We start from the raw sequence: 26089 nt of genomic DNA, 5'->3' as shown, positions 1-26089 counted from the left end.
GACGTCGGTGGCCTCGCACGCCATTCGACCGGGACTCTGTGCAACCGGCGCGTAACGGCGCTAAGCTAGGAGCGGCCACCCTTTGTTAGACGCCGAGCCATGTCCGAGACCGAAGCGACATCTGTGACCCTGACCCAGCTCGAGGCCCGCATCCTTGGTTGCCTGATCGAGAAGCAACGCACGACGCCCGATGCCTACCCGTTGACGCTGAACGCCCTGGTGCTCGCCTGCAATCAGAAGACGAGCCGCCACCCGGTCATGAACCTCGAGGTCCGCGAGGTCGGACATGCCGCCAATGTGCTGCGCGATCGCGACCTGATCGACGCGAGTTATGCCGGCCGAGCCGAGCGCTACGACCAACGATTGGTCTCGGCCCTGCGGCTCGATCGACGCGAGGCAGCCGTGATGGCGACCCTGATGCTGCGCGGCCCGCAGACCGCGTCAGAGCTGCGCTCGAACGCCAGTCGCCTGGCCGAGCTCCCAGACCTCCCGGCACTCGAATATGCGCTTCGCCACCTGATGTCACGCGAGCCCCCGTTGGTCATCGAGCTGCCGCGGAGCGCTGGACGGCGCGAGGCACGTTACGCCCACACGCTATGCGGACCGATAGCCGCGGAGGATTTGGCCGACCTGGCAGAACCTTCACCGACGCCGCGTCAGGAGCGACTCGCGCAACTCGAACAGGAGGTCGCAAGGCTGCGGGCCGATCTCGACGCGCTCTGGGAGCTGACCGGGCTTGGCGAGCGACGCGAAGGCCCCTGATCGGCGCCGGATCGGGGTGATTGCGGTCGCCACGGCGATCCTTCTGTCGCCGATCCTGATCCTGTTCGGGATCGACCTGGCCATCACACTGCTCGCGCGCGGCCAGATCCACGACGACCTCGCGAGGGTTCCGCCAGCACCGGTTGCGCTCGTGCTCGGCACCTCGAGCCGGCGCCCCGGCGGCCCCAATCTCTTTTACAGCCCCCGCATCGAGGCCGCCGCCGAGCTCTATCACGCCGGACGGGTTCGCGCGATCCTGGTCAGCGGCGACAACGCGACCCCCCACTACAACGAGCCGCAAACGATGCGCCGCGACCTGATCGCCCATGGCGTACCAGACGAATACATCACGCTCGATTACGCCGGCTTTCGAACCCTGGATTCGATGATCCGCGCCAAGGCCGTCTTCGGGCAGGACCACCTGATCATCGTCTCGCAGCGCTTCCATGCCGAGCGCGCCTTGTTTCTGGCACACCACGCTGGCATACGGGCAACCGCCTACGCCGCCGCCGACCCTTCGCAGAACTGGTATTCCCGTGTTCGCCGTCGGGAGACCCTGGCCCGGGCGGCCGCCGTATTGGATCTGCTGCGCGCCCGCGGCCCCCGCTTCCTCGGCGACCCCGAGCGCGTGCCACTGCGGCCGCTGCTCGAGTCCCCGCCCAGCGACGATCCATGCCCGTCCGGATCCTCCTGCTGATCACATTGGCCGCCCTGATCGCCGGCTGCCTCCCCCGACCCGTCGCGCCCGACTTCTCCCGGTCACACCACGCGCGGCTCGCACCCGACCATGCACGGATGGCCGACGGGGTCCGACTCCCGCTGCATCGTTGGTCGAATCCGACCCCGCCCGAGATCGTGCTGATCGGTCTGCACGGGTTCAACGACTACAGCCAGGCCTTCGCGCCGCTGGCACAAGATCTCGCCGAACAGGGCATCTGGACCTACGCCGTGGACCAACGCGGCTTCGGCGCGAGCGATCGACCTGGCCATTGGCCCGGCAGTGCGGTCCTGATCGAGGACCTGCGCACGCTGGTCGCGCTCTTACGTGCCCGTTATCCGCGAGCGCGCCTGGTCGTCGCCGGTGAGAGCATGGGGGGTGCGGTCGCGATGGCCGCCGCCAGCGCGGCGTCCTTGCCGATCGACGGCCTGGTCCTGATCGCGCCGGCCGTCTGGTCGCGCGACACCATGCCCTGGTACCAACGCTGGGCGCTCGAACTCGCGACGCGGACCGTCCCCGGGCTCGAGCTGACCGGGAAAGGCATCCGGTTACGCCCGTCCGACAACCTCGACATGTTGCGGGCGATGAGTGCCGATCCGCTGGTCATCAAGGCGACCCGCGTCGAGGCCCTCTGGGGCGTCACCAGCCTGATGGACCTGGCGCAAGCCGCTGCACCGACACTGCCGGTGCCGACCTTGCTGCTCTACGGCGAGCGCGACCAGATCATCCCGAAAAACGCCTTCTGCCGGATGACCGAGGCGCTGCCAACGAGCGAACCGGCGTTGCGTCTCGTCTTGTACCCCGATGGCTGGCACATGCTCCCGCGCGACCTCCAGGGGACTCGGGTCCGGGCCGACATCGCCGCCTGGCTCATCGACCCGGATGGACCGCTACCGTCGGGCGAGGAAACCGGTCTCTGGCAGGGGCGCCATGCCGCCTTCTGCGACGATCGATGAGGCGCGACCAGCGGCCAGCCGTGCTGGGCCATGCGCCGGGGACCGTCACCGAAAGAGCCCCAGGTCCTCCCACGGGTGCCCTGACCAGATCACGCCGGCGGATGGCGTGACGCCGGCCACCGCGAGCAGTTCGCCGCCGGCATGGATCAAAGGGACGTAGGGCCGCAGCCAGGGCGGGATGCCGACCTCTTGGAACAGTATCTTCAACGCCCGGCTCGGCGCCCCGGGGGCCGGGCGCCAGCGCGCGCCAGGTACGCGAAAACGGACCTCGAGCGGGGCTGACGCAGCGCCCGGTTCAGACGGAGATCTGGCCAAGGATCCCAAGCCATGCGGCAGAGCGAGCGCGGGTCCGATCCAGGGAATCCTCGCGCCGGGCTCGGGTGCAGGCGGCAGGGGCGAGAGCAGAAACAGCGCATCCCGATAGCGCCGGATCTCGACGCCGGGCCAGGCGACCAATGGGGTCGCATCGGGTCGGGCATTGGCCACTTCGGTCAGGATCCGTTCCAGGTGGACCTGATCCGGCACCGTCCGCCCATGCGAGCGGATCCAATAGCGCACCGTCGTGCGGCCGAGCTCCGCCGGTAAAGCACACAGACCGCGCACCGACAATGCCGCACCACCGGCCAACGCCAATCGTTCGATCTGCTCGGCCGCCTGTCCATCGAGCAGGCGCGCGGCATCGGCGCAATGCGCCGCGCTGCGCGCGATCGTATGCGCCAGCGACGGCCAGCGACGGCGGAGCAAGGGCAGCACCTGATGCCGCAGCAGATTGCGGTCGAGATCCAGCACCGCGTTGGTCGGATCCTCGATCCAGACCAACCCGGCAGCGCGGGCGAAGGCCTCGAGATCGGCACGACGATAGCCGAGCAAGGGACGCGCCAGGAGACCCGCTCCGAACGGGGCGAGCGCCGGCATCGCGGCCAGACCGTGCGGGCCGCTGCCGCGCATCAGCGCCAGCAGCACCGTCTCGGCCTGGTCGTCTTGATGGTGCGCGGTGAACAATCGATCCCCGGGCGCGATCAGGCCCATCAGCGCAGCGTAGCGGGCCGTGCGCGCCGCCGCCTCGGGGCTTTCCCCGGGCGCCGCACGGGCGTCGACCGAGAGACAGGTCAAGGGCACCTCGAGGTCATCGCAGAGGCGCCGACAGTGGTCGCTCCAGGCCGCCGAGGCAGGCTGCAAACCGTGGTCGACATGGGCCGCGTGCAGTCTGAATGGAAGGCGCTCGCGGAGTTGCGCCAGCGCCGCCAGCAGGACCGTCGAATCCATACCGCCGCTGAAGGCCACCCATCCACGACGACCCGTCGCGAATGGACCGATGGCGCCAAGCAGGTGATCGGGGACCAATCTGGGCATCGCCCCCTCGTCACGAAACGCCGCGCGTCACTCCTTGAAGCGGCCGTAGCTCATCAGGCGCTGATAGCGGCGGCTCAGCAGATCCTCGATGTCAGTGGTATCGAGGTCGTCCAGGTGTTCGATCAGGGCCGCCTTCAGCGTCCTGGCCATGGTGTCCAAATCGCGATGGGCACCGCCGAGCGGCTCGGGCAGGACCGCATCGATCAACTCCTGTTCGAGCAGCTTATCGGATGTGATCGCCATGGCCTCGGCGGCGAGCGGCGCCTTGTCGGCACTCTTCCACAGGATCGACGCGCAGCCCTCGGGCGAGATCACCGAGTAGGTGCTGTATTGCAGCATCAGGACCCGGTCGCCGACCCCGATCGCCAAGGCACCGCCGGAGCCCCCTTCACCGACCACCGTGCAGACGACCGGCGTGCGCAAGCCGGCCATGACCTGCAGATTCTGCGCAATCGCCTCGCTCTGCCCGCGCTCCTCGGCCCCGACACCAGGGTAAGCGCCGGGCGTATCGATGAAGGTCAGGATCGGCAACCGAAAACGCTCGGCCAGCCGCATCAGACGCAGCGCCTTGCGATAGCCCTCGGGCCGCGGCATACCGAAATTGCGCAGGATCTTTTCCCGGGTATCCCGACCCTTCTGATGACCGATCAGCATCACGGACCGTCCATCGAGACGCGCCAAGCCTCCGACGATCGCCCGATCGTCGGAAAAGGCGCGGTCGCCGTGCAGCTCCTGGAAATCGTCGAAGATCCGCTCGACATAATCGAGCAGATAAGGACGCGATGGATGACGCGACAGCTGCGAGATCTGCCACGGGTTCAACGACGCGAAGATGGATTCGGTCAGCGCCAGACTCTTCTTGCGCAACCGCTCGATCTCATCGCCGATGTTGAGGGCGTTGTCGTCCCCCACCCGGCGCAGCTCGTCGATCTTGGCCTCGAGCTCGGCGATGGGCTGTTCGAAATCAAGGAAGTGTGGATCCATGGCGGCGGCAGTTTATACCATCGTCCGCAGCGAGGATAGGTCCGCCGTGCCGACCATCGTCAAGGCTCGCCGACGACCGGCACGCCGAGAGCGGTCGGCCAGCCGGCGAACCATGACGACGGCCGCTGCGGGCGCTCGACCCGCGAGGCCCAGGCCTCGTCGAGGCTGCGCCCCGCCTCGATCACCGGCATCAGACTCGGTGCGCTGAACAGCAGCAACGCGGCGGCGGCGGCCATCGCCAGCGAGGCTCCGGGAGAACGCAGGCTGAAGGGCTTCATCGCGGTACCGAACGAACGTTTGACGCGGCTGTTGAGCAGATCGACACTCGCGATCTCGTCGAGACAGAGATGCGTCAGATAACCGATGGCGACGAAGCCGGCGCAGACCCAGGCATCCCAGGCCGGAAGACCCAGGGCCCAGTAAGCGAGATTGGCGGTCGCCAGCGCGACGAAGAGCATCGCCAGCCACGAGTGCCAGATCCCACGATGGACCGTGAAGCGAATGAAGACCTCGAACACGCCGTAACGAACGGTCAGATACACGAGACTCCAGATCAGCGCCAGCTCGACAACGGGAAACCGGTCCACTAGGGCGAAGCAGACCAGGAACGCGGCCAGGGCACCCGTGAAGCTGAAAAAGGCCCGAACTGGTCGCGAGCTGTCGGCATCGATATCGGGCAATAGGCCGCCGATCACTCCGATCGCAAAATAGGTCTGGGCCTGGGTCGTATCGGCCAATCCAGCCGAATGCAGACCCAACGCGGCCGCGCTGCTGACCACCGCTGCGCCGTAAAGATGGGTCGAAAAATTGGCCATAAGCAGTCTTGCCCAGTCTCCCATCCAAAAGTGTACGACGCAATGATAGCCCACGATCCCTGTCAGTGCGGCGCCGGTACCCGTGTCGATCATCCTCGATCGGAGGTCGCGTGGCCGGTGCCGAGCAGACCGCCGGGGTGCGTCAGGGCAGATCGTGTTACGTTATTCGTGGTACTCTTATTGCCATCACCCACAGCGATTGAAAGTCCTCTGCGAGCCCCCGTCGTCTCGACCGGACCGACCAACGACATCGGTTCGGCGCCCAGCGCGTTTCGGGCGCTCGGGATTCGACGTGCTTCCGATGAAACAGGAGAAACCACCGTGTTCTGTCGCCCCACCGTCGCCGCACGCCCCTGGATCCTCGGGCTCGGGCTAACCTTGGGCCTCTCCGGCACCGCGTCCGCCCATTTCCAGGAACTGGTCCCGAATCTCGATATCCTCGACGAGGGCACCGGTAACCAGGTCGAACTGCGGCTGCGTTTCACCCATCCGATGGCCGGCGGCCCGGTCATGGACATGGCCCCCCCGGTCCGTTTCGGCGTCGTCGGCCCCGACGGCGATCAGGATCTGCGCGAGGCGCTGACACGAGTCGACGAAGGTGGCCAAGGAACCTATCGTGCTCAGTACCGGGTCACCGAACCGGGCGACCACATCTTCTACCTGGAGCCCGCGCCCTACTGGGAACCCGCCGAGGGCGTGATGATCATCCATTACACGAAGGTCGTCGTCGATGGATTCGGCGGCGGCGAGGGGTGGGAAAGCCCGGTCGGCCTCCCGGTCGAGATCGAGCCGCTGGTGCGTCCTTACGGGCTCTGGACCGGCAACCTGTTTCGCGGCATCGTCCGACATAATGGTGAACCCGTGCCCTTTGCCGAGGTCGAGGTCGAGTGGCGCAATGACGGCACCTTCGCCCCGCCGGCCGATGCCTATGTCACGCAGGTGGTCAAGGCCGATGCGAACGGCGTCTTCGCGTACGCGATGCCGCGCGCCGGCTGGTGGGGCTTCGCGGCCCTGATCGAAGGCGAGGAGACGATGCGCAACCCCGAGGGCGAAGCGGTACCCGTCGAACAGGGCGGCCTGATCTGGGTGCGCACGCGCGACATGCGCTGACCCTGGGTGGAATCCTGACGGAGAAGACGCCGATCGCCGCGTTTCCGAGAAGCCCACGGCTGGTCCGAGGCCCCGCGGCCCGACCCGGGGCTGGACCAGGGCGAGCGTTCGCAACCGTGCTGCTGCTGGCCCTGGTCGTCGCGGCCCCGGGTCAGGCTCACCAGTTGAAGGTCTTCGCGTTCGTCGACGGTGATCGCATCGAGGGTCGCACCTATTTCGTCGGCGGCGGCGCGGCCAGCGGCGCCCTCATCCAGATCCAGGACCCGGACGGGCGCGTACTCGCTGAAACGACCCCGGATCAAGAGGGCCGGTTCGCCTACCAGGTCCGCGCCGCCATCGACCATCGCATCGTCGCCGATACCGGCGATGGCCACCGGGCCGAATGGACCGTGCGGGCGATGGAACTCGCCCCCCTGGCCGGAGCCGACCCGGCACCGGCAGCGAATCAGCACGCGACCACCGGAGCGACGATGAGCGACCCGACTGGCTCTTGCCATCTCGATCCCGAGGAACTCGCGAGCCAGATCGAAAGCGTCCTCACCCGTCAGATCCATCCGCTTCGCGAACAGGTGATCGCGCTCGAGGAGCGCATCCTGGCGCGGGATATCCTCGGCGGCCTGGGTTATATCCTCGGCCTAGTGGGATTGGCCGCCTGGTGGCGGTGCCGCGCGAGGAACCGGCGATGACGGAGCCTTTGCTCGAGCTGCGACGGGTAGCCTTCGGGTATCCCGAGCGCCTGGTCCTGCGCGATCTCGACCTGCGCCTCGAGGTGGGGGAGCGGCTCGCACTGATCGGCGCGAACGGATCGGGCAAGACGACATTGCTGCACCTGCTCGTCGGTCTCAAACGGCCAACGGCCGGCGCCGTCGTCGCCTTCGGCGACGTCCGCGAGACGGAAGCGGCCTTCTTGCCGGTCCGGCGCCGGGTCGGCCTCCTTTTTCAGGACGCCGACGACCAGCTTTTCTGCCCGACCGTAATCGAGGATGTCGCCTTTGGGCCACTGAACCTGGGCTTGTCACCGGCGCAGGCACGGGCAGTCGCCGAGGAGACCCTGGCGATGCTCGGCCTCGACGGTTATGCCGGACGGATCACGCACAGGCTATCGGGCGGTGAGAAACGCCTCGTATCCCTAGCGACGGTACTCGCGATGCACCCGGAGGTCCTGTTGCTTGATGAGCCCACCAGCGGTCTCGACGAGGCGACCGAGCAACGCCTGATCGACCATCTCGCTGATCTGCCGCAAACGATGCTGTTCGTCACCCACGACCAGGATCTAGTGACCCGTCTCGCGACCCGGATCCTTCGCCTGAAGGAGGGCCGATTGCACGAAATCGCGAACCCCAGCCGGATGCCAATCAAGGGGTTGCACTTGGTTGGACGCGGCCATCCATGCCCGGAACTGCGCCGACCGGTGACGACAGCACAGATCCGAGACGAACGAGACACGGGTGAGGGCGCCGGGCCGCGGGCCGCTAGCGTCGCCAGCGGCGGCTGAGATCGAACAAGTGCGCCACCAAACCGGCAAAGAGCCACACGGCGACCCACTGCCAACCGGCGTCGACGAGTGCGGCGCGCACCGCGAGCATCAGACAGGCGCCCGCGAGCAGGTTGCTCAGCAGATCGGCCAACGCCGGTCCACGCCCGCTGATGCGCCGGTAGGCGAGGATCGCCACCGCCTCGACGACCACGAGGAACAGGATCAGATCGATGATCCGGCCCGATTCGAACCACTCCGCCATAAGACCCAACCTCGGCAAAGATGTGACGGCGTCAGCGGCCGATGACCGCGGCGAGGATCTCTTCGTTTTCCTGTGTCGCCTCGGTCATCACCTCGGTCACGACCCCGCCGAACATCCGGGCCAGCAAACCCGTGTTCATCCGTGATACAACGACCCGACCGTCGGCGGTCTCGTAGACCGAGACGCGGCAGGGCATTAGCGACGTGACCACCTTGGCATCGCCATCAGCTAGGATTCGCGCCGCATGCTGGGGCTGGCACAGTTCCAATACCGCAACCCGCGGCACCTGATAGCCATACTGGGACACGGCCTCGTCGATCCGGTGCACGGTCGGCACCTTCCATCCAGCCTCGATCGCGCTATCCCGGATGGTTTCAACTGTTTGATCGAAGCCGAAACGGCTGTCGTCTTCGACGATCATCACACCAGGCCCCGCGACAAAAGCGACCAGGCCCAGTGTGACAAACCCAACGACAAACCCAAGCATTCCGCTCACGATACCCTTGGACATGATGGTTCCTCCCGCGTCCGATTATCCATGCGTCATCTTCGACCGATGCGCAATTCACCCACCGCATGACCAAACCCACTTGACCGGGCGGTCCCAGCGGACCCGCAAAGCATAACCTTGGGGTTGCCATGGAAAGGTTCAAACAGCCCGCGTATCCGTAGCCGATGCTGCTGGCCCGGCTGCTCGAATCGCTGCCGCTAGTCTGCCCCAACTGCGGCGCCAACATGCGCATCATCGCTTTCATCAGCGAGGTCGCGCCGCCATCCTTCCCGACCTTGACCTCACATCCCGCCTCCGCTAACGTCCTGTCTCAGCTCCAGCTGAATCCCCAAGGCGGCTTTAATTTTCTTTCCGTTATCTGTGCCCGAGAAACGGTCCTAAGCCTTTTTGAAGATGAATAACACCTCATCCCCACTTGGGTAGAACAGCTCGAATTCAAATGGCATCTTGAGATATCTCTTTGCGCTTAAAAACATTTCCAGCATCAAGTCCGGGGTCCATGCGTGGAAGTGGATGCTAAACCCCGAGGCCATTAATTGGCTTATGCAGTCATCTGTAAACGCATCCAGTTCGCTCCCCGCCAACTTCGGGAAAAGGCCTTTTGCCATTCCCTCCGAAATGAAGACGTTACCAAATTCACGGAACGCCTGTTCACGCGACCATTCTGGTCCCTCCTGATAGTCACGCAAAACGTGCTCTAGAGTAGTTGGCTCTCTCGTGCGATCGAAGCAACGCCTCATATCAGGTAGTGCGACGTAGATGATGCCTCCATGCCGCGTCACCCTTAGCATATTTGCGAAACCCGCCAAAGGGTTCTCGTAATGCTCAAGGACGTGGTTTGCGATGACGAAATCTTGGCTATTATCGCCAATGGTTTGCAAATACTGGCCATCATCTATCACGTCTGGACTTACAACATTTCGTTCCTCAATCCCGAAATCCACATGGGTAAGATTGCAAACTGAAAGTGACCTCAGGGCGTCTGTAACTGAACAGTTATCGACGTAGGTGACCGACAAGGAATCCGGCACTTTCAATGGTGAGGAAAATGCACCAATTTCTATCCCGCTTCCATCAAGATACCGTCGTGCGAGACACTCACGGCTGAAATCGAGCGCTTGAGAAGAGGAGACTTCCTTGCTCTCCTCACGCTGGTCGAGCGGTGCTTCTATGCGCCCCAATGACGGCAAAACGCCGCCCTTAATGGTTGAAGCTACGCTCTTCCAGAACATTCGACTGATGGTATAAATAGCTCTGTTACCCATTAGAATTAATCATACCCCCAAAAAATCTATTAGCTCTGGAACATAGTTCATTTCCAGGTACTCGGGACCTGATCTCCCAAACGCACCGACAAGAGTGATAACAGGGAAAACTGATCTCGAACCACATATATGTGACCTGACTGAATCTATGTAAATTGGGTTCCTTTCTTGTTTTAATAGCTCGCCATGCATTCGAACCCAGCCAGCTTGGCCGCCTGGGTTACCTTCCAGCATCAGCCTAACCCAGAAGTAAGTCCCTTTATTCAATTTGAAGTTCGACGCCGGCGGTAATCGTTCAGACGCCCCCGGCTGGGGCCACGGCCGCGTCGCAAGCTTGGTGTCATCCTGCGGCGCTAGGCAGCAGCGGTGCCGGGAGCCCCTGGCGACGTTGGCGCAGCGTCTCAGCAATGAACCTCCAGGGCGAGAGGCGACGCTGCCGGCGGGTGTCGATCATGCTGGCCAGTGCCGCCAAGGCTCGTGGCCCTTCGGCGGTTCGGGTGCCGTAACGGATGCGCCAGGCAATGACCCAATTGCGCAGGGCTCGTTCAGCGTCGTTGTTGGTCAACGGCAACTCGGGATGATCGAGCACCACCCATCAGGTGTCCCAATCGTTCAAAAGCTCGCGGGCCAGCGCACGCGTCTTGGCGTGCGGGCTCTCGGCCTGTTCCAGGCACAGGTTGAGCAAACGGTTGAGGGCGTCGGCATGTTGTTCGCGCAGACCCATCGCCGGCGGCCCTTCGCGCGCGGCACAGGCAGCGGCCATGACCGCCTCGAGGTGCTTGCGAAGTGCGCGGCCGAAGGCTTGGGCGGGCCGCTCCAGGCTCTCTTCGAGGCCGCGGGCTTTGCGCTGCAGATGCGCCAGATAGCACAGTCGGTTGCCACAGTCCCGATAGGCCCAGAAGCCGTCACTCATCAGCCAACCGGTCAGCACCGGACCGAGCACGCTGTGCAGCAACTCTTGGGAGCAGTGTCCAATCCGGAACACGGTGGTCGTCGCCGTGGTGAAGACCCACAACCACAGGAGCCGACCGCGCTCCTTCCAGCTCGTCCTCTCGACGTGGGGCAGCGCGCTGGCGCGCACTTCCTGCGGACCGTCCAACCCTCCTCGGTCCCACCCTCGCCGGGCGCCGCGGCACTCCAGTGCCCGCAACCACAGCGCCAGGCGTGGTAGACCCGCTTGATCTGGAACGCCTCCAAGCCGCTGCGCCCAGAGGCCGGCAGGATGAGGTCGATGACGTAGTGGGCGCTGGCCACGCGCTCCTCGGGGGCGCCCGCGAGCGACCCACCGCAGACCGCACACTCGACCGGATGGTGATGGCGCTCCTCATGAACAGCCAAGCATTGGCTGCGACCATGGCCGGGCGCACCAGGACGCCGACCGGGACAGGCGGGGGCCGTCTTCTCAGGCGATGCCACTTCACCCGAGGCACCTGATACCGCGGACGTCGTCTTTCCATCCCCCGGCCCACACGCGTCAGGCGGGCTGTCCTCGGCCCGGGCCGGCTCCCAAGGCGCCCGACTGCTCGGCGGACGAGAACTGTTACTCGGATCCAGCGGAAGACGCTCGTGCGCCTCTTTCAGATCCGCCAGCAGCTTCACCGACAAGTCGCGCAACGGACCCTCCTCCAGCCGCTTGAGGTAGGCGTCGTCGAGCTGCGTCAGATCCTCGCGCGAGAGCAGCATGACCCCATCGATGGTGCTCCGGACAGCGACCTTGCGCTGGCGCCCATTACGGCGCGATCTTGCCATAGGAGACGAGGTTTGTCAGCTCGTCGGCTGTTCTAACAGATGGAGGGGGAGGCTGAGCGCTTACCAGTGAACTCGGTCATGCGCCCTGTCCTCCTGATGCGCGCCTTCTGAGCTGCCTATGCGGCAGTGAACGAGGCCGGTGCGCTTGGCGTCGATGACCGCCTTTTCTGAGCTGCCTATGCGGCAGTGAACGTGGCCGCGGCGCATGCCGAGGACGCACCGGCTTTCTGAGCTGCCTATGCGGCAGTGAACATGGTGGACGAGCGCACCGGCGAGCTTCGAAATTTCTGAGCTGCCTATGCGGCAGTGAACTGGCGGTTCGTCGTGCGTCTCGATCTTCGCGGTTTCTGAGCTGCCTATGCGGCAGTGAACGCAGTGGCTCGAAGGATCCCGGCATCGCGCACTTTCTGAGCTGCCTATGCGGCAGTAAACCCAGTCGTGATCGATCCGCACGCCGACGACCATTTCTGAGCTGCCTATGCGGCAGTGAACACATCGGCAGCATATGAGCCGCAATATCGCAATTTCTGAGCTGCCTATGCGGCAGTGAACGTCATGCGCAGCCGCTCAACACCGCTGCTGTATTTCTGAGCTGCCTATGCGGCAGTGAACTTGCATCAGCCGGACCGGGTCGCGCAGCGCCTTTTCTGAGCTGCCTATGCGGCAGTGAACTAGACCTCGGGGAACAAGTCCTTGTACGTCCTTTTCTGAGCTGCCTATGCGGCAGTGAACAGGCAGTTGCCGAGAATCAGCCGCTCCTGACTTTTCTGAGCTGCCTATGCGGCAGTGAACGTGCCGACCCACGAGGCGCGGTTGGCCTACCTTTTCTGAGCTGCCTATGCGGCAGTGAACTACTCCGGCGGTGCGCTCCAGGAGCGCAGCCTTTTCTGAGCTGCCTATGCGGCAGTGAACTGGGACTGGGCGGGGGTGGCTCATATTTGCATTTTCTGAGCTGCCTATGCGGCAGTGAACGTCTGATTCGTCTGCTTTGATTGCTGCCGCGCTTTCTGAGCTGCCTATGCGGCAGTGAACGTGTCCGTGCAGCTCAACATGAACGCCGAGGTTTTCTGAGCTGCCTATGCGGCAGTGAACCGGCCCTGCGGCGGTTGCAAGAGTCGGTTGGCTTTCTGAGCTGCCTATGCGGCAGTGAACGGGCAGATGCGCATCCGCGTCACCAACTATGCTTTCTGAGCTGCCTATGCGGCAGTGAACCCAAATGACCTCGCGCGACGGCGACAACTTGCTTTCTGAGCTGCCTATGCGGCAGTGAACGCAAGCCTACGACGCCGATCTCGGCCCTTCTTTTTCTGAGCTGCCTATGCGGCAGTGAACTTGTGCTTGGCGGGGACCCGGTGGCGCTAAACTTTCTGAGCTGCCTATGCGGCAGTGAACGCGGGCAAAGCGGACCTGAACAACACCCTCCATTTCTGAGCTGCCTATGCGGCAGTGAACGTCGGGCGCGGCACCGAGGCCAGCGCCTCACCTTTCTGAGCTGCCTATGCGGCAGTGAACACGAGCATGACGGCTGTGCACGAGGCCATCGTTTTCTGAGCTGCCTATGCGGCAGTGAACGACACGCTGACCATCCGCGGTTTTTCGTACCATTTCTGAGCTGCCTATGCGGCAGTGAACATCACCTACGAGCTCAGCATGCCGTTCGGTGTTTTCTGAGCTGCCTATGCGGCAGTGAACACTCGCAGGCCCTGCAAAGCGTCACGGTCGATTTTCTGAGCTGCCTATGCGGCAGTGAACTGACGGCGCAGGCCGGCCCGCCGGCTCGAACATTTCTGAGCTGCCTATGCGGCAGTGAACCCGGTGACGGCGCTCCGTGAGCAGTGCATCGATTTCTGAGCTGCCTATGCGGCAGTGAACCCCTGGCGCCCAGCCTCCTGAGTCTCGCGCAGTTTCTGAGCTGCCTATGCGGCAGTGAACTTTGCGACCGATCACCCGGTCCGGCTTGGCGATTTCTGAGCTGCCTATGCGGCAGTGAACGGCCAGGCGCTTCTGCATGTCCAGCGCGTCCTTTTCTGAGCTGCCTATGCGGCAGTGAACGCCAACCCCTACGGCCAGGCGGATCTTGCGATTTTCTGAGCTGCCTATGCGGCAGTGAACGAGCTGCGCGCGGCGATCGCGGACGCGCTGGCTTTCTGAGCTGCCTATGCGGCAGTGAACGAGGCCGACATCAGCACGCCCGCTTGATAATATTTCTGAGCTGCCTATGCGGCAGTGAACAGAACAACGAACACGAACCAACGCATCGTCACTTTCTGAGCTGCCTATGCGGCAGTGAACACCCCGAGGCCGACCCGCCGGATTTTCCAAACTTTCTGAGCTGCCTATGCGGCAGTGAACTAACGGAGGCTTAGCGGCAATGCCATTAAGTTAAGCCCTACCGGCATCGCTTGTAGTTGGGCTGGAAGCGCTTGGGCTTGGATGACTTGATGTCGCGCGGGAAGGAGCGATCCGGGCGGATCGCCTCCACCTCCGCGGCCATGGCGCCGAGCAGCCGTTCAAGGAGTCGCGGCGGCGGGTCCAAGGCGAGCAGGCGCACGACGTTGTCCTTCATCTTCGACAGCGCATTGGCGAAGTTGACCTGATAGCGGTGTCGGCGCGCCTGATACAGGCGTTTGGTCATCCACTGCGCCAGCCACACCAGGAGGGCGGTGAGGTTGAGCGTGAGCACCTTGGCCAGGACGTCCTGCTGGAGCGCGTGGACCGTGCGCCCGGAGAAATTCTCGATCTCGGCGAAGCACTTTTCCCTCTTGTAGCCCTCCTCGATACCCCAGCGCAGGTGGTACAAGCGCTTGAACAGCGGGGCCGGGAAGGTTTCCTCGTCGAGCAGCGAGGTGATCAGAAACTCCTCCTCCCCGCCCTTGAGGCGCACGCGGATCAGACGCAGACGCAGCGCCTCGCTCGGCAAGCCAAAGGCCTGGCATTGGCGGCGCGCCTCCTCGCCCGGGGTGAGCGTGATCACCGCGCTGCGCGCCTGGCCGGCCACGCAGGCGGTGACGTCCGCGCAGAAGGTCCGTGGCAGGCGGGCGCAGAAGTGGCGTTGCTCCACGGCGTGAGCGGCACACAGCCAGAAGGCCGGGTAGCCACGATCGTAGAGCAGCAGATCATCGGCCAGGGTCGCGGGCAGATACTCGCCGGCCAGGACGCGCTCCCCGACACGCTGCGGCTCGATATCCGCCGCGACGATCAAGCCATCGAGGACATCGTAGAGGCGCGAAAACCGCCCCTGCGGGGTCACCTCCCCGGTTTGCTCGAAGGCCGCCACGATCGCCGGGGCCTTCGGCAACAGAAACACCGACCCGTCCACCGCCAGCAGTCGAAAGCCATGCCAGCGGCGCAGCGGCAGCGCACCCATGGCCTCGTCCACGACGATCCGACCGAGTTCGGCGAAGGCCTCGGCGCGCAGTTTGGCGCGCGCCTGCGTGAGGGCGGACTTCGACACGCTCTCGGCCAGCGGCTCATCGCAGACGACCTCGAAGAAGCGGTCCAATTCATCCTGGTTCGCGCCCTTGCGCAAGTTCAACAAGAATTTCACCAGTTGCGGCAGCGGCAGTTTGCGTTCGCGCGTGAACGCCGTCTCGCCGACCCGGTGGCGGTCCGCGAAGTCCGGGGATGCCAAAGTATCGTTTATGGCCCTATAAATAGAAGAAAATCACCATTGTGTGTTCGGCTTCCGCCGGGGAGAAGTCGGCCGTCTTGGGCTTGATCACCATTGTCTGCTGCTCCGTTGTGGTTGAAGATCGCCGGTTATTATAACCTTTTCATGAACTTGATCGCCGAAAAACGCTAACTTAATGACATTGGGCTTAGCGGTGGTCTTGTTCGACGTTTCTGAGCTGCCTATGCGGCAGTGAACCCCGGACGAAAGCTCAGTTACAGCATCAATACTTTCTGAGCTGCCTATGCGGCAGTGAACGTATTGATGTCGGCTTCTCCGATGCCGGATTTTTTCTGAGCTGCCTATGCGGCAGTGAACGACGAGCTTGCGATGCTCAATATCGCTGTCGATTTCTGAGCTGCCTATGCGGCAGTGAACTCTTGATATGTGCCCGATCGCCGGCGGCAACTTTTCTGAGCTGCCTATGCGGCAGTGAACACTGAGCTTTCGTCGGGCGTGTTGTCCCATCATTTCTGAGCTGCCTATGCGGCAGTGAACCCCTTGGTTGATCGCCCCAGTGCTCTTATCGCTTTCTGAGCTGCCTATGCGGCAGTGAACTCCAGATGTCTTCCGTTCGCCAGTCGTAGAGCGTTTCTGAGCTGCCTATGCGGCAGTGAACCCCGAGGGCAGCTCCAGCGTGTCCAGCGTGATTTTCTGAGCTGCCTATGCGGCAGTGAACGAAAGCGGATCAGACCGAAGGTCTTCCGGAATTTTCTGAGCTGCCTATGCGGCAGTGAACATCAACAGTACCAAGAACCTCGATATCCCCCATTTCTGAGCTGCCTATGCGGCAGTGAACATATCGTTTAGAAGCTCGGGATCGATCGTAAGTTTCTGAGCTGCCTATGCGGCAGTGAACTGGCGCTTGGTCGTCCGTCTCGATCTGCGAGGTTTCTGAGCTGCCTATGCGGCAGTGAACTGACGAAAGGACATGTCAAGCGTGCGCGGCTTTTTCTGAGCTGCCTATGCGGCAGTGAACTCGCCGAGCGTAGACGCGCCGAACTGGTTCAATTTCTGAGCTGCCTATGCGGCAGTGAACATATCACACGGAAAGAAGGACAACTCCGGCATTTTCTGAGCTGCCTATGCGGCAGTGAACGATGAGAGCAGGACCTCGCCGATTTCGCGCATTTTCTGAGCTGCCTATGCGGCAGTGAACGACATCCGCGATGCCGACGCCGAGGAGCTCGCTTTCTGAGCTGCCTATGCGGCAGTGAACAATTGAGCGCCGAGCGCAGCGCCAAGGGTACCTTTCTGAGCTGCCTATGCGGCAGTGAACTGGAAGGATTTTGCGCCACGACGACCCGTGGTTTTCTGAGCTGCCTATGCGGCAGTGAACCTGTCGGTGAGTGGGCGGGTGCCGCTTTTGCGTTTCTGAGCTGCCTATGCGGCAGTGAACACCTCAGTGCGCAAAGGCGGCTTGCTATTCGCTTTCTGAGCTGCCTATGCGGCAGTGAACGCTCGCCGGTCCGGTCGTCCACCATCTCCCACTTTCTGAGCTGCCTATGCGGCAGTGAACTCATCGGCGATGGTGTCGGCCGCGATCTCCGATTTCTGAGCTGCCTATGCGGCAGTGAACTATGCCAAACTCAACCTAAGTTACTGCTTGAAGATCTTATTTTGGAAATCTCTGCTTTCTTGCCCTGAAGCCGGCGCATCTCCATAAGTGTCGTTATAACAATGAGATAGGAGATTGCCCAAAAAAAGGGTCAAAACCAGGGGATGGTGGCTGTGCTGCTCAAGCCATAAGAGTTGAACTCGCCGTCCGGCTCTGCCGAGAGTAACGGCGGACCCAGCTGCAGAAAGAGCGGGAACGTATGGCCAGTGCTTGTGCTTCTCATGGTCACGAACGGTAGCCGCAACACCTCAGCGGTGCTGTCTGGTATCCGAACGCGGGCTTGCTCCTCGTTCAATGCATGTCGGCGCATCTGCCTACGCCGGAGGCGCTCGGGGTTACTTTTGGCCTGGACTCGACGCAAGCACCGGTGCGTAGCATCGTCGGGCACGGAAGCGATTTCTCTTGTGTCCACATGATCGCGCATGCCCTGAAGCCATGCGTGAGCCATCAACTGCTCCAGCGTATCTTTTGGCCCGATGAGGCGCAGAGTCTTTCCCAGCGCTGGGGGCGTTTCTTGGTAGCCAGGAAAACTCACGCCAACGCGGGCGAGCTGAAGCTGGACCAGAGCCCGGTGGAGCTTGGCATAGAGTGCATCCATCAGTTGGTGAGACGGCAACTCCGGATCGGGCCGTAGGTGGATATCGATGTAGTGGCTCATGCTGTCAATCCTTTCCCGCATCACCGAAAACACCGCCACGGATCAGCGTGGCGATCACGAAATGCTGATCATCGAGCGACGGTACCTTGTCCTTGAGCAGCCAACCATCCAGCAGGTTGTAGAAATCGCACTTTTCTGTTGGTCGACGGCAGGCCTTTCCGAGCGTGGTCACTGAACCGTAGGGTTCGACGGCAATCGGCCCGAGCTCGCTGGCCACGGGATGCCATGTGTCGATGGTGCGCAGTGCATTACCGAGTTTCTGCGAGTGCATGCCAGCAATGCCCTTCACGCCATAGAGGGTTCTGCTTTTTTTGCTGTTACCCTTGTCGAGGATCAGCTCTTGCGAGGGATAGACCTCCTGTCCGGCACCGACACGCACGAAGGCTGTGACTTGGAGTAGGACATGCGTGGTGCCCGCGAGCCCGTCCGCGATCAGATCGGCGACAGCCTGCAGGTCCGCCTGGAGTGCGTCGGGGACCTCGAAATCGCGGAGTGAAAGCGTCAGGCTCGGGAAGCTCCAGGCGGTGGCCACCCGGCCTTGCACCAAGTGCTGAATACGTACCTCGATCTCCTCGGCGCCGATCCGGTTGCGCCAGAGAAACCGCCCATTGGCAAGATTGTAGGCGTAGCGTCTGGCGAGCTCGGAAAACCCCTGGGTCTCGGCGTAATCCTGGACTGTTCTCAAGAGTTTCGCCTGATAGTTGGCATTGTTGCAGGCGGACGGCCGGCCAGTGCCACCAAGTACACGCAGACTGAAGATGACTTTGAGCGTATCGGCATCGGCGGGCAAGGTCGCCACGTCGACGGTCTGCAAGTTCGGGCTCTCGATTGCGGCGTCGAGCTTGCCGGGATCTTGATCCTTTGCCTTGAGCCGGTTGGAGATCGTGCCGCGAATCGATTTCTCGCGCAGCGCCACCGGTACCCAGGCATTGGCCTCATCGCGCTGGTGCCAGTCACCGCTGAAGAAGAGGGCATCAGAAGGATTGAGCTTGCGCTCGAAGGCGAGCACGGAAGCTGTCTTGAGAGTTGTGTCTTTACTGGTCATGGTTTGCTCCTCGGTCATGACATGGAAGCTATGGATGATGGTCAGAGTGCTGACTCGGGCCGTTCGATGGGCGGCTGATAGCGGTTACGGCAACGGTAGAGGCGCGATGCGGTCGGGTGTTCGGGATCGTGCTCCGGCTCCCAGAGTAGATCCTCCAAACGCTCAAGACGATGCGGACTGATCCACTGGCCGATCGACCAAATCGATTCGACGAAACGGAAGGGCGTCGTCTGATCGCGGGCGCCGCGCACGCTGCCGGGCGGCTGCAGGTCGCAGAGCGCCGCGTAGCCGACCGGCATCGGCACGATCCAGCCTGGGTGCGGGTCGGTGTGCCAGACCACGTTGGAGGTGGGATCGCCAGGTTTGTCCTCGGGCGACTCGACGGCATGGCTGTTCCAACGCGAGAGATCGAGCCAGGCGTCCAAGACGGTGGCCTCTGGGCACTCCTCGCGCAGCTCGCATAGGCGTTGCCGCATCAGATCATCCCGTGACACCAGCGCGAAGCCCGGTAGCCAGCGCCGTGCGAGGCGGCGGAATTGCTTGGCTTGCGCGCGGCTATCGTCCGCGTCGGGGATGGTCTCCAACACGGGGGCGCGTGGTCGGTGTCTGTGTCCGGGCAGCGCTGGCATGAGGCTGCCACCGGCCAAGCGCATACCGGCGAGCTCGCCCGCGATGCACTCGGCGAGCGCACAGCGGCTTGTCTCCTCCAAATGCACATCGCTGATCTCCACGTCGAAGACGAGGGTCAGCTCAAGGTGCACGCGTCCTTCCTCAACGATGGCCGCGGACTCGCCAGTGTGCAGGACGGGATTGCGGGTAAGATGAAAGGCGCGGGTAAAGCCCCCCGAGGTGATCTGGGCTTCGAACTCGTGGCAGATGATGCCGACGGCGTAGAAGGCGATGCCGGAGCCCGACCCCAAGCGGCGTTCGAGCGCGGTCATCAAGCCGGTAAAGGCGGTGATCGCCGGGAAGCCCCAGGTCAGCGGGCTCGAGATCGCGTTGGCGTTCTGCACCCGCAGATGGGGCAGAACCAGGATGGCGCGGTGCAGGGGTCGGCTGTTCTCAAGCATCACTGCTGGTCTCCCAGATGTATTGGCACAGTTGCTCACCGGCCAGTTTGCGCCAGTACAGATACTCGGGATCACCCACTGGCAGGGGTTGACGCAGGCGGTTATTCAACCAGCGCGCGAAGGCATCGGCCACGGCGGCGATGACCTCCGCGGATGGCGCCTGCGCCGTGTCTTGGTCCAGCCAAGCGCGCTCCGTCGGAGAAAGCAGGCAGGTAGGTTCGGCGCTCCATCCAGGCTCGAGCGTGCGCATTTCGGCTGTGAATTGGATCAGCTCCTCGATCAGGGTATCGACGAGAAGGTCACGATGTTGACGGGTGCGCAGATTGCGCTGTGGATCGCTTTCGAGGAAACGCTTGAGCTGTTCGGTCAGGGAGCGGACCTCGCGGCGCCAGCCAAAGCGCTCGAACAGCGACCTGCTGCCAAGCAGGGGCTGGATCGGACGCGACTGCCAGACCGGGGGAAGCGAGGCCAGCAGGTAGTTCACTCCGCGCCGCTCACTATTGAGCTGGCTGATGTTTTGCGGCTTCGATCCGCCCAGTGTCTGCACCGCCAGGTTGGAATACTCGCGGACTGGCCGGACGTGCCACTCTTTGCCCTTGCGTGCCTCACGGGCCGCTTTGGCCTCCTCACCAAAACGATCGTCTTGGAGCACCTGGTATAGGCGGTGTACGAGCGACGTCGGATAGAGTGGAGCGAGCAGGTGGTAGGTGGCATCATCGTGCGGATCATCGCCGACAGGCCAATAGAGTTGCTTGGCGAAGGTATGGCTGCTGAGCCCCCCCCTCGGTCGGACGAGGCTGGCGAAGGCCGACATCCAGCGTTGCGCGATGTCGGGTGCATCGCTGAGTGCGACGGCGAGGTCGGCGTCTTGAGCGAGTGACAGTTCGAGCAATGTGCTCCCCGCATCCTCGAGTTTGAGAAGCTTGTAGACATCAAGGACTGCGGCATTGCCGACGACATCGATTGCAACGTCGCTGCCCAGGACGTGACTGCCGACGTCCTCGAGCACGGGCAACGCGGCTGGGTCGTGGTAGAGGTTGGTGCCCTTGGCGTCGGGATGGATCGGCTTTAGGGAATGGGTAACCGCTTGGATCTGCGCGACGCGACGGGCGGCCTCCTCGAGCCAGGTGCTGGACTCAAACTGTGCGATCAGTAACGCGCGTTTGGGATCATCATCGCGCAACTTGTCAAGCTTGGTCTTCAGTCGCTCGCTCAGAAAGGTCTGGATGAGCGCGCGCAGCCGGGCTTGACGGTGGGTGAGTGGTGTGGACACATGATGCTCCGGATTGTGCGGGCGGCATGGTTGCTGTGTGCGTACGATAGGACAGGTTTCTCATAATATCAGCCAATGATATTTAGCTGGGAAACGGTCGTGAATCCTGCCGCATACTTGCCCAACTGCTGGAAAGCAGCTCAGAAATCAGAAAAATGAGACTTGGCTAAATCTGAGCCCAGCCACTGCCGAACAGGCAGCGATCGGGTGGCGCGGGTGTCATCCCGCGCCAGACCTATTCACGGCGAAGCCGAGAGCCGGGTGATACCGCCACCCGCTTTCGCTAGGTCGCACGGCACACGTGCCAAAGTGCCGCGCGCAATGCTCCAGAGGAAGATCCAAGGCTGAGGCGAGGGCGGACAGGGCCTCCACGTAGTCGGTCACGCCCCAGGGCTCGATCCGCTCACCCCGCACGCAGGCATCGGGGACATGCACGCACATCGATCGATCCAGCAACGCATAGGGGGGATCGCCACGGTGGGCGTGCTCCATGACTTGATACAGGTACGCCTCCTCGCCGTCCTCATCCGGCAAGAGCACCAGTGTGACATTCGGCGGAACGGAGGCTTTGCGGAACGGCTGCTGGCGGGGCAGCAGTGCGCTCAGCAGCGCATCGCGCGGTGGCAACTGCCACCAAGCACTGGCGTTGAGTGCCGGGACGGGCGCTGCGGCGCTCGCGCGTTGGCGGCGTCCCGAGGACTCGCCAGCATTGGCGCTCTGGAGCCGTGGCAGCATCCGATGGTACAAACGTGCCTGTTCGAGATCGATGAGCCGTTCCGCGGGTCGCAGCGCGGACACGTCCGGTACGACGATCCGCGCGCGCGCGTCGACGACCGCGATCTCCTCGGCCGTGAGTAGCTCACGCAGATCGTGGGTGACTAGGCGGAATTCGCCGCTGTCCAGCTCGAACCCTGGTTGGCAAAAGGCCGCCTTCCCCGCATCGCGGTAATGGCGCAGGTTGTGACTGAAGACAAGGATGTTCGGGTCGGTGACCGGCGTGGTGCGATGACGGCGCACCCGACCGGCGAGCTGGATCAATGAACGCATCGAGGACGGCTCGACCAGCGCCCAGTCGAAATCATGATCCCGACCGACTTCGGTCACCGGCGAGCCGAGCACGATGAACAGCTGATCGGATTCGGCGGTGGCATGGAGACGCTGGCGCATCTCCGGCAGGACGAAGACCGCCTCAGGCTGATGGCGGCGCAAGGTCCGGTCGAGCTGGGTCTCGATGGCGGAGCGGATCAACAGCGGATGGCGGGCATGATAGACGCATAGATGTACACGCATGCCGGGTGGCGGACCGAGCTGGAACAACGCCAACGCGACCTCGATCAGTGGCTCGATGTTGGCCATGCGCACCAGACCGAAGCTGACTCGCTTGCCGCTCGACGGATCGACGCTATGGTGCACGGCGTGCAAGCGCGCCGCCGCATCGAGCACCTGGGGCGCAAAGGCTTTGGCGAGCGGCTCCCAATGGCGTGCGTTCGGCATCTCCAGCAGCGGCCGGATCGTGGCGCGCTGACGAGCGTGTGCGGCGCAGGCCGCAAGCTGCCCAGCGCGGCGCTGAGCGAACAGTGCGTGCGCCTCGACGAAACGATTCACGTCCGCGCAGTCCTCTACCTGCTGCTCGAACTCATCGAACCAGGCACAGCAGACCGCCGGCGGTGACTCGAAGCGACCCGGCTCGGCACCACGATTACGCTGGAAGTGGTGCCGGCCGTTGCGATAGGCTTCGAATAGCCCCTGGACCAGCGCCGGCGGCAGCGTGGCGGATGACAGGAGCACGCGCGCCCCGAGCATCCCGGCCCAGTGCACTAAGCGGGTGAGAGCGGGCAGGTCGTCGAGATCGAAATCGTCCGGCTCATCGAGCACCAGATCGCCGCTCATCAGGCGCAGCATCGGCGCGATTTGATGACCGCCCCGCGGGCTGTCAGTCGCGGGCATCAGATGATCGATGGTGCAGACGAGCAGCGGCGCCACCAAGAGCTTGTTGACGTTGGCATCCACCAGCGCCCGGCGCAACAGGGGATGCGCGTCGAGCTGGCCTTCGTAGACGACATGCGCCTCCTCGTCCAATAGGGATTGGCGCGAGGCCGAGCCGCTGACCTCGGCCTCAGCCTCCTGGCGCTCGAACAGGGTCCGGCTCGCGGCGCCGCCGACTCGGACGGCAAGGGCCTCCTCATCCACGCCGAGGAGCTCCCGGAAGGCTCGCCCGGTTTGCAGCGTCAGCGTGCGCAACCCCAGTGCGAAGGCGCAGCGCATGCCGAGCACGGGATCGGCGAGGGCATTCATGATGCGGGCATTGCCGAGAGTCTTGCCGCAGCCGGTCGAGGCCATGTTGACGATGAAGGCCCCCTGCTGCTGGGTGCGCTCACGCATGCCGGCTGCCGCATCGGCCGCCTTGTCCTGCCAGCGGAAGCGTGCCTCCTTGGCGCGCCGTTTCAAGGCGCGGCGCTGACCGAGCCTGGGCAGATGCCGCTCGAAACGGGGCAGAAAGTGGGCGATCTCGGAGGCCTGTCGAGCAACCCCGATCAGATGCTCATCGAGCCGCTGGTTCGGTTCGCTGCTCGCGCGACGCGTATTGGCGAGCAGCGGTGAGTCAGACTGGATCCTGATACGCTCGGGGTGATCCCCTTCGAGGCTCGAGTAGTGATGATCCGCGAGCATCAGGCACAGCCGCGCCAGGTGCATCACGAAGGGCTCGTCGAGCACCGTGCCCGTCGTCGGTAGCGACCCTGTCGCCACCACCAAGGGGCCGAGACGGCGCGCGAGACGACTGGCGCGTTGACGCCAGGCGGGTGTGGTGATCGGGAGGCCTTCGGGGAAGCGCCAATACGCCTCGAGCGCCTTGCACTCGGCGTTCAAGAACGCTGTTTCGTTCCAAGCCGGCTCGATTCGCGTCAACAGTCCACGCAGTGCCGAGGCCTGGAAGTGTTCGTTCGGCGGCAGCTCCGGAAGGCGATGATGGGTCAGGATCAGCCAGGCCAGCGCCTGTGCCAGGGGTGCGTTGGCGAGCGCCACGAACGGCGAATCCAGTGACCCGTCGAGACCATCCCGGCGCAGCGCACCGAGCCAGCGCGCATCATCGGCCGCGCTCGGCGCCGCCAGACGCGCGAGCCACGCGGCATCGTCGTCCGCGCCGACGAAGGCTTCGAGCAAGCGCACGGAGACCCATTCGTGGCGGATCAGATTGCGGCCCTGGAGTTGGTCCCGCAGGCGTGCCTGAAAGGCATGGATCGCCTTGCCAAGGTCGTGCAGTAGCCCAGCCAGATCGGCCAGCTGACGGATCAGCTCGCCAGTGTGCCAATCGTTCTCGTCGTCTCGGCGCAGCACCGAGCGCTGTGTCGTATTGGTCGGGACTGCGCCAAGTGGATTGAAGCGCCGGCGATCACCGACGATCCAAAGGAGCTCTGAATGGTCGAGTCCGCGAATCCAATGACAGGCGACCGCGGTGTTCTTGCGCGCAGACTTGCGCAAGAGGCGGCGCAGGGTCTCCAAGCCATCCCGCGTGATGGGTGTTTGCCACGTCCGTGCGCCGCGGCGTTCGGCAAACTGATCGAGGATGCGACGGGTTTCGGTCAACGCGCGCTTGTCGCATTGCGAGATGAGCAGGATATTCATGACGCGGACGATTGCGTCGATCCACCGAGTCGCAGCGCGACCTGCTTGAGCTGCTCGATCATTGCATCCAGCGCCTCGCTGCGCGTCAATGACTCAATACAGGCTTGCCGAAACGCCTGATCGGTATCGCCACGAGCTGCCGAAACGAAGGCTTGCGGTAGAATCACGGCATCCTTGACGAGATCGGCGACATCGAAGACGAGTCCACCACGTCGGGTCTTGCCGTGCAAAATAGCCAGCCCGTGGGGGAGACCAAGCACCCAGGTAGCGGTCGCAGCGAGGCCGTAAGCCAAATAGTTACCGTGGTCCAGGAACTGGTTGGCGGCATCCGTCCCTTGGCCACGCTTGCTACGGACGAAATTGCCATACCGGGTCGCCTGCGCAGCAAGCTTGTAGAGCTGCTTCGTCAACCGCGCTTCCTGCGTGAGAAGCGCCGCATGGTCCGCTGCGGCTTGGATGTCGGCTGCCGCTTGGGTGACCAAGGTATTGAGCAATGGATGGTTCGGTTCGAAACCGGCCTCCGTCAGCGCTCGCCTAGCTGTCCAGTGTGCCTGGATGCGCTGAAGCCGTGCATGCTGAAAGGTCTTCGCCGCTTCGAGGCGCAGCCCTTCATCGAACCAGAAACGCACCCAAGCTTGTAGATACTCGGTCGGGCGATATTCGCTCTGCGGGGCGAACCAGACGATGTCGGTATCACGCTCTGTTCCGCTGAAGAGGGGGGTCCCGCCACCACCACAGAAGCCGACCATGACGCCCGCTTTCGCCAGTTCGCGCATGGCCGCTTGCGTGACGGACGTGCCCGTGCCGAGGAGCACACAAGTCGTATTGGCGATGGGGATATTCCAGTATAGGGAACGTTTGCCCTCATCGGTGACGTACTCGACGCGCCCACCGTTGACCAGTACACGACAGTGTTCCAGGTAGTAGAGATTGGCCCGTTTCGAATGTAGGATGGTCTTCAGATCAGACGGTGACAAATCGTCCATGTCAATTCTCCAACACACCTCGACGGTATCGCCATCCAGGACGCGCACGACCTTTCCCGAGAGGCGATCGGCGTTGGCGGAAGACCGACCGTAACGAAAAAAAGGCGGTGGATCGCGGATTAAGCAGAGAAACAACGGCTTCGGCGAGGGGGCTGCGGCAGATGTTACCGGTACTGATGACCT

The 26089-nt window shown here is 63.3% G+C and carries 21 protein-coding genes and 2 CRISPR repeat arrays; of the genes, 6 read left to right on the top strand and 15 right to left on the bottom strand.

The genetic code is table 11. The features are described 5' to 3' along the window. The first annotated feature begins 99 nt into the window (after positions 1 to 99). The 3 genes from ABC977_RS01455 to ABC977_RS01445 are packed head-to-tail and all read left to right on the top strand — an operon-like array spanning position 100 to position 2436. Positions 100 to 762 (top strand): YceH family protein, encoded by a 663-nt coding sequence (locus ABC977_RS01455; RefSeq protein WP_369665443.1) that lies wholly within the window; start codon positions 100 to 102, stop codon positions 760 to 762. Further along, on the top strand, positions 737 to 1459 hold the full coding sequence (locus ABC977_RS01450) for a SanA/YdcF family protein (protein ID WP_369665442.1): 723 nt from the start codon (positions 737 to 739) through the stop codon (positions 1457 to 1459). The genes ABC977_RS01455 and ABC977_RS01450 overlap by 26 nt, the downstream gene beginning before the upstream one ends. Next, on the top strand, positions 1435 to 2436 hold the full coding sequence (locus ABC977_RS01445) for an alpha/beta fold hydrolase (RefSeq protein ID WP_369665441.1): 1002 nt from the start codon (positions 1435 to 1437) through the stop codon (positions 2434 to 2436). Before ABC977_RS01450 ends, ABC977_RS01445 begins: the two co-directional genes overlap by 25 nt. Before the next feature lie 45 nt (positions 2437 to 2481). Here the strand turns inward: ABC977_RS01445 and tilS are convergent, their stop codons facing one another. From tilS to ABC977_RS01430, 3 genes are read right to left on the bottom strand one after another with little or no spacing between them, the layout of a single operon-like run. Beyond that, on the bottom strand, positions 2482 to 3789 hold the full coding sequence (gene tilS / locus ABC977_RS01440; RefSeq protein WP_369665440.1) for a tRNA lysidine(34) synthetase TilS: 1308 nt from the start codon (positions 3787 to 3789) through the stop codon (positions 2482 to 2484). A 27-nt stretch (positions 3790 to 3816) separates the two neighbouring features. Next, entirely contained in the window at positions 3817 to 4773 is a 957-nt protein-coding gene (locus ABC977_RS01435) for an acetyl-CoA carboxylase carboxyltransferase subunit alpha (RefSeq protein ID WP_369665439.1), read from the bottom strand. A 59-nt stretch (positions 4774 to 4832) separates the two neighbouring features. Then, on the bottom strand, positions 4833 to 5588 hold the full coding sequence (locus tag ABC977_RS01430) for a metal-dependent hydrolase (RefSeq protein WP_369665438.1): 756 nt from the start codon (positions 5586 to 5588) through the stop codon (positions 4833 to 4835). Between the two features lie 321 nt (positions 5589 to 5909). Here ABC977_RS01430 and ABC977_RS01425 point away from each other — a divergent pair, with 321 nt between their 5' ends. From ABC977_RS01425 to ABC977_RS01415, 3 genes are all read left to right on the top strand, one after another. Further along, complete coding sequence (locus ABC977_RS01425; protein WP_369665437.1) at positions 5910 to 6698, top strand: DUF4198 domain-containing protein; 789 nt, start codon at positions 5910 to 5912, stop codon at positions 6696 to 6698. 116 nt (positions 6699 to 6814) lie between these two features. Continuing rightward, on the top strand, positions 6815 to 7384 hold the full coding sequence (locus ABC977_RS01420) for a NikL family nickel/cobalt ECF transporter subunit (RefSeq protein ID WP_369665436.1): 570 nt from the start codon (positions 6815 to 6817) through the stop codon (positions 7382 to 7384). Then, positions 7381 to 8193, top strand: coding sequence for an energy-coupling factor ABC transporter ATP-binding protein (locus ABC977_RS01415; RefSeq protein ID WP_369665435.1), 813 nt, complete (start codon positions 7381 to 7383; stop codon positions 8191 to 8193). Before ABC977_RS01420 ends, ABC977_RS01415 begins: the two co-directional genes overlap by 4 nt. Here ABC977_RS01415 and ABC977_RS01410 read toward each other — a convergent pair. The 12 genes from ABC977_RS01410 to cas1f form a co-directional block, all read right to left on the bottom strand. Next, positions 8171 to 8437, bottom strand: coding sequence for a hypothetical protein (locus ABC977_RS01410; protein WP_369665434.1), 267 nt, complete (start codon positions 8435 to 8437; stop codon positions 8171 to 8173). The two genes, ABC977_RS01415 and ABC977_RS01410, sit on opposite strands and share 23 nt — an antisense overlap. 31 nt (positions 8438 to 8468) lie before the next feature. Further along, entirely contained in the window at positions 8469 to 8948 is a 480-nt protein-coding gene (locus tag ABC977_RS01405) for a DUF302 domain-containing protein (RefSeq protein ID WP_369665433.1), read from the bottom strand. 377 nt (positions 8949 to 9325) lie between these two features. After that, on the bottom strand, positions 9326 to 10213 hold the full coding sequence (locus ABC977_RS01400; protein ID WP_369665432.1) for a methyltransferase domain-containing protein: 888 nt from the start codon (positions 10211 to 10213) through the stop codon (positions 9326 to 9328). Between the two features lie 340 nt (positions 10214 to 10553). Then, positions 10554 to 10778 (bottom strand): hypothetical protein, encoded by a 225-nt coding sequence (locus ABC977_RS01395; protein ID WP_369665431.1) that lies wholly within the window; start codon positions 10776 to 10778, stop codon positions 10554 to 10556. 30 nt (positions 10779 to 10808) lie between these two features. Beyond that, entirely contained in the window at positions 10809 to 11312 is a 504-nt protein-coding gene (locus ABC977_RS01390) for an IS66 family transposase (RefSeq protein WP_369665430.1), read from the bottom strand. A gap of 754 nt (positions 11313 to 12066) precedes the next feature. Further along, a CRISPR array of direct repeats spans positions 12067 to 14314; the repeat unit is 28 nt; unit sequence TTTCTGAGCTGCCTATGCGGCAGTGAAC. Between the two features lie 37 nt (positions 14315 to 14351). After that, on the bottom strand, positions 14352 to 15593 hold the full coding sequence (locus tag ABC977_RS01385) for an IS4 family transposase (protein ID WP_369665429.1): 1242 nt from the start codon (positions 15591 to 15593) through the stop codon (positions 14352 to 14354). A 209-nt stretch (positions 15594 to 15802) separates the two neighbouring features. Then, a CRISPR array of direct repeats spans positions 15803 to 17211; the repeat unit is 28 nt; unit sequence TTTCTGAGCTGCCTATGCGGCAGTGAAC. 130 nt (positions 17212 to 17341) lie between these two features. Further along, complete coding sequence (gene cas6f / locus ABC977_RS01380) at positions 17342 to 17908, bottom strand: type I-F CRISPR-associated endoribonuclease Cas6/Csy4 (RefSeq protein WP_369665428.1); 567 nt, start codon at positions 17906 to 17908, stop codon at positions 17342 to 17344. A 4-nt stretch (positions 17909 to 17912) separates the two neighbouring features. Beyond that, entirely contained in the window at positions 17913 to 18971 is a 1059-nt protein-coding gene (gene csy3, locus ABC977_RS01375) for a type I-F CRISPR-associated protein Csy3 (protein WP_369665427.1), read from the bottom strand. 23 nt (positions 18972 to 18994) lie between these two features. Further along, positions 18995 to 20023: a type I-F CRISPR-associated protein Csy2 gene (gene csy2 / locus ABC977_RS01370; protein ID WP_369665426.1), complete on the bottom strand. Its 1029-nt coding sequence runs from the start codon at positions 20021 to 20023 to the stop codon at positions 18995 to 18997. After that, on the bottom strand, positions 20016 to 21296 hold the full coding sequence (csy1, locus tag ABC977_RS01365; protein WP_369665425.1) for a type I-F CRISPR-associated protein Csy1: 1281 nt from the start codon (positions 21294 to 21296) through the stop codon (positions 20016 to 20018). Before csy1 ends, csy2 begins: the two co-directional genes overlap by 8 nt. 219 nt (positions 21297 to 21515) lie before the next feature. After that, entirely contained in the window at positions 21516 to 24920 is a 3405-nt protein-coding gene (gene cas3f / locus ABC977_RS01360) for a type I-F CRISPR-associated helicase Cas3f (RefSeq protein WP_369665424.1), read from the bottom strand. Continuing rightward, positions 24917 to 25906, bottom strand: a complete 990-nt coding sequence (cas1f, locus tag ABC977_RS01355) for a type I-F CRISPR-associated endonuclease Cas1f (RefSeq protein WP_369665423.1) — start codon at positions 25904 to 25906, stop codon at positions 24917 to 24919. Before cas1f ends, cas3f begins: the two co-directional genes overlap by 4 nt. Between the last annotated feature and the right edge of the window lie 183 nt (positions 25907 to 26089).

The organism is Thioalkalicoccus limnaeus, from assembly GCF_041197575.1.
Taxonomy (GTDB): Bacteria; Pseudomonadota; Gammaproteobacteria; order Chromatiales; family Chromatiaceae; genus Thioalkalicoccus; species Thioalkalicoccus limnaeus.
The sequence above is the reverse complement of the archived record's forward strand: the minus strand, read 5'-3'. Positions and strand labels throughout refer to the sequence as shown.

Coding starts and splice junctions, on each gene's coding strand:
- ABC977_RS01455 (WP_369665443.1), top strand. CDS start 100: ATGTCCGAGACCGAAGCGACATCTGTGACCCTGACCCAGCTCGAGGCC.
- ABC977_RS01445 (WP_369665441.1), top strand. CDS start 1,435: ATGCCCGTCCGGATCCTCCTGCTGATCACATTGGCCGCCCTGATCGCC.
- tilS (WP_369665440.1), bottom strand. CDS start 3,789: ATGCCCAGATTGGTCCCCGATCACCTGCTTGGCGCCATCGGTCCATTC.
- ABC977_RS01435 (WP_369665439.1), bottom strand. CDS start 4,773: ATGGATCCACACTTCCTTGATTTCGAACAGCCCATCGCCGAGCTCGAG.
- ABC977_RS01430 (WP_369665438.1), bottom strand. CDS start 5,588: ATGGCCAATTTTTCGACCCATCTTTACGGCGCAGCGGTGGTCAGCAGC.
- ABC977_RS01415 (WP_369665435.1), top strand. CDS start 7,381: ATGACGGAGCCTTTGCTCGAGCTGCGACGGGTAGCCTTCGGGTATCCC.
- ABC977_RS01410 (WP_369665434.1), bottom strand. CDS start 8,437: ATGGCGGAGTGGTTCGAATCGGGCCGGATCATCGATCTGATCCTGTTC.
- ABC977_RS01405 (WP_369665433.1), bottom strand. CDS start 8,948: ATGTCCAAGGGTATCGTGAGCGGAATGCTTGGGTTTGTCGTTGGGTTT.
- ABC977_RS01400 (WP_369665432.1), bottom strand. CDS start 10,213: ATGGGTAACAGAGCTATTTATACCATCAGTCGAATGTTCTGGAAGAGC.
- cas6f (WP_369665428.1), bottom strand. CDS start 17,908: ATGAGCCACTACATCGATATCCACCTACGGCCCGATCCGGAGTTGCCG.
- csy3 (WP_369665427.1), bottom strand. CDS start 18,971: ATGACCGAGGAGCAAACCATGACCAGTAAAGACACAACTCTCAAGACA.
- csy2 (WP_369665426.1), bottom strand. CDS start 20,023: ATGCTTGAGAACAGCCGACCCCTGCACCGCGCCATCCTGGTTCTGCCC.
- cas3f (WP_369665424.1), bottom strand. CDS start 24,920: ATGAATATCCTGCTCATCTCGCAATGCGACAAGCGCGCGTTGACCGAA.
- cas1f (WP_369665423.1), bottom strand. CDS start 25,906: ATGGACGATTTGTCACCGTCTGATCTGAAGACCATCCTACATTCGAAA.